Annotated in this window: 3 protein-coding genes; 2 read left to right on the forward strand and 1 reads right to left on the reverse strand. The window is 75.6% G+C overall.

Annotation, left to right across the window (positions count from 1 at the left end; genetic code table 11):
• The coding region (locus KBX39_RS27065) for an acyl-CoA dehydrogenase family protein (RefSeq protein WP_210873175.1) at positions 1 to 759 on the reverse strand (759 nt) is incomplete at its 3' end.
• A gap of 178 nt (positions 760 to 937) precedes the next feature.
• Here KBX39_RS27065 and KBX39_RS27070 point away from each other — a divergent pair.
• Both KBX39_RS27070 and KBX39_RS27075 read left to right on the forward strand, forming a co-directional pair.
• Positions 938 to 2,659: an ABC transporter ATP-binding protein gene (locus tag KBX39_RS27070; RefSeq protein WP_069088387.1), complete on the forward strand. Its 1,722-nt coding sequence runs from the start codon at positions 938 to 940 to the stop codon at positions 2,657 to 2,659.
• Positions 2,656 to 3,313: ABC transporter ATP-binding protein (locus KBX39_RS27075; protein WP_210873177.1), on the forward strand; the 658-nt coding region annotated here is incomplete at its 3' end. The genes KBX39_RS27070 and KBX39_RS27075, both read left to right, overlap by 4 nt.

The following is a 3,313-nucleotide window of genomic DNA, read 5'->3' on the forward strand; positions in this document are numbered from 1 at the left end:
GTCCAGCAGCATGTCCCGCGGCACCCGCACGTGGTCGAAGCTGAGCCGCCCGTTGTCCACGCCGAGCAGGCCGGCCTTGGGTCCGGCGTCGCCGATGGTCACGCCGGGCATCGGCCGGCCGTGCTCGTCGCGGATCGGCACCAGCCAGGCGTGCACGCCGTGCCGGCGCCCGCCGGTGACGAGCTGGGCGAAGACCACAGCCATCCGCCCGTCCCGGGCCGCGTTGCCGATGTAGTCCTTGCGCGCCGCCTCGTGCGGCGTGTGCAGGTCGAAGGTCTGGGTCTGCGGGTCGTACACGCAGGTGGTGCGCAGTTGCTGCACGTCCGAGCCGTGGCCGGTCTCGGTCATCGCGAAGCAGCCGAAGAGCCGGCCCGCGACGATGTCGGGCAGGTAGGCGTCGTGGTGCCGCTTCGTGCCGAGCGCGGCGACCGCGCCGCCGAACAGGCCCCACTGGACGCCGGCCTTCACCATCAGTGACAGGTCCACCTGGGCCAGCATCTCGGTGGCGACGATCGAGGCGCCCACGTCGCCGCGGCCGCCGTACTCGACGGGGAAGCCCGAGGCGATGCCCAGTTCGACAGGGAGTTCGGACAGTAGCCGGGTGATGCGCTCGCGAGCCTGGTCACCGGTCTCGCCGTACACCGGGAGGAAGCGTTCGTCGAGGTGTTCGCGGTGCGCCCGGCGGACGTCGGCCCACCGGCCGTCAAGCGTTTCCCGCAGGCGTGCGATGTCGATGCGGCCGGCTGCGTGATCGAACATTGTCACTCCTCGGTGCAGTGGACATTTGCGTACACTCTCGGCCTGATCAACATTACCGGCGGTGATCGCGCGCCGCTGGCGGAGCGCGTGGTGAGCCCGGCCACCCCCCCCGGCGGTTCGGCTGCCCGCGAAGCTGAGGTTAGGCTGTCCTCACTTCAAGCACTGGAGGCATCCCCTCGTGTCCCCGCTTCCCCCCGGCAGCGCCGTCACCGCCCGGCACGTGCTCCGCCAGGCGCTGCGCCGCCAGCGCCGCCCGGTGCTGATCGGCGTGACCCTGCTCGGGCTGCACCAGGTCACCGAGGCGCTCGTGCCGGTGGCGATCGGCGTCATCATCGACCGGGCCGTGGTGACCGGCGACCCGTGGGCGCTCGCGTACTCCGTCGCCGGCCTCGCCGCCCTGTTCACCGTGCTGGCGTTCGCCTACCGCAACGGCGCCCGCCAGGCGTTCGCGGCCGTGGAGCGGGAGGCGCACCTGCTACGGGTGGAACTGGCCGAGCGCGCGCTCGACCCGCGCGGGCACCGCTCCGGCCTACGCGACGGCGAACTGCTCTCGGTCGCCGCCTCCGACGCCGAACTCTCCGCGTACGTGGTCCGGGTGGCCGGCTTCGGCGTCGCCGCGGTGAGCGCGCTGACCGTCGCGGCCGTCGCGCTGCTGGTCATCGACGTCCCGCTCGGACTCGGCGTGCTCATCGGCGTACCGGTGCTGGTCCTGGCGCTGCAACGGATGGCGCCGCTGCTGTCCCGGCGCAGCGCCTCCCAGCAGGAGGCCCTCGCCGAGACCACGGCGCTCGCCGTCGACCTCGTCTCCGGCCTGCGTGTGCTGCGCGGCATCGGCGCCCAGCACCACGCCGCCGGCCGGTACGCCGCCGCCAGCCGGCGCGCCCTCGCCGTGACGCTGCGCGCCGCCAACACCAAGGGCCTGCACCTCGGGCTCACCACCGCCGCGAACGGCCTCTTCCTCGCCGCTGTCGCCGGTGCCGCCGGCTGGCTCGCCCTGCGTGGCCGGCTCACCATCGGTGAACTGGTGACAGTGGTCGGGCTCGCGCAGTTCGTCGCCGAGCCGGTGCAGACGCTGGGTTACTGCGTGCAGTTGTTCGCGATGGCCCGCGCCTCCGCGGCCCGGGTCGCGCGCGTGCTCGGCGCCGAGCCGCTGACCCGGCCGGGCGCCGCGTCCCGGCCGGACCGTACGGACGGGCCGCGGCTCGTCCTCGACCACGTCGGGCACGCCGCGCTGGACGGGGTGTGCCTGCGCGTCGACCCGGGGGAGATCGTCGGCGTGCTGGCGTACGACCCGGCCGACGCGGACGCGCTGGTCGCGTTGCTGTCCGGACGGGTGCCCGCGGACCGGCGCCGGGGCGCGGTACGCGTCGACGGCGTACCCGCCGACGACCTGGACATCGACGCGCTGCGCGGCGCCGTGCTGGTCGAGCCGCACGACGTGACGCTGTTCGAGGGAACCGTGGCCGCCAACCTCGCCGCCGGCCGCAGCACCGACGAGGGACGCCTGCGCGCCGCGGTCCGGGCGGCCGCGGCGGACGACGTGGTGGACGCGCACCCCGGCGGCCTCGGCCACCGGCTCGTCGAGCGCGGCGCCAACCTCTCCGGCGGCCAGCGCCAGCGGCTCGGGCTGGCGCGGGCGTTGCACGCCGACCCGCCGGTGCTCGTGCTGCACGACCCCACGACCGCAGTGGACGCCGCCACCGAGGCCCAACTCGCCGACGGACTGGCCGGCGCGCGCCGCGACGCGCCCCGGGGCACGCTGCTGGTCACCAGCAGCCCCGCCCTGCTGCGGATCACCGACCGGGTGGTGGTGATCGCCGACGGCCGGGTGACCGCCGAAGGGACGCACGAGCACCTGCTGGCCACCGACGCCCGCTACCGCGAGGAGACACTGCGGTGACCGCTGACCCGCGTACCGCCGAACCCGGCCGGGCGTTGCTGCCCACCGCGACCGCCCGGCGGACCTGGACGACGCTCGGCGCGGAGTTCCGGCGGCGGCCCGGCCTCAGCGCCGCCGCGACCGCCGTGCTCGTCGCCGCCGCCACCGGCGGGCTGGTCGCGCCCTGGGTGCTCGGCCGCCTCGTCGACGACGTCATCGCCGATGCCCCGGTCTCCCGGATCGCCGGCCGGGTCGCGGTGATCGCCGGCGCGGCAGTGCTCACCGGGCTGCTCACCGCCGCCGGGGCCGCGCTCGCGTCCCGCCTGGGCGAGACCGTGCTGGCCCGGCTGCGCGAGCGGGTGCTCGACCGGGCGCTGCACCTGCCCTCGGCGACGCTGGAACGGGCCGGCACCGGTGACCTGCTGGCCCGGGTCGGCGACGACGTGGCGGTGGTGACGAACGTGATCGCGGTCAGCGGTCCGGCGTTCGTCGGCGCGCTGCTGTCCGTGGTGCTGACCGTGTTCGGGCTGGTCGCGCTCGACTGGCGGCTCGGCCTCGCCGGGCTGGTGGCAGCGCCCGCGTACGCGCTGGCGCTGCGCTGGTACCTGCGCCGGTCCGCGCCGTACTACGCCCGTGAGCGCGTCGCCACCGGCGAGCGGACACAGGCCATGGCCG

Origin of the sequence: Micromonospora sp. D75 (assembly GCF_018070405.1) — a bacterium.
GTDB classification, from domain to species: domain Bacteria; phylum Actinomycetota; class Actinomycetes; order Mycobacteriales; family Micromonosporaceae; genus Micromonospora; species Micromonospora chalcea.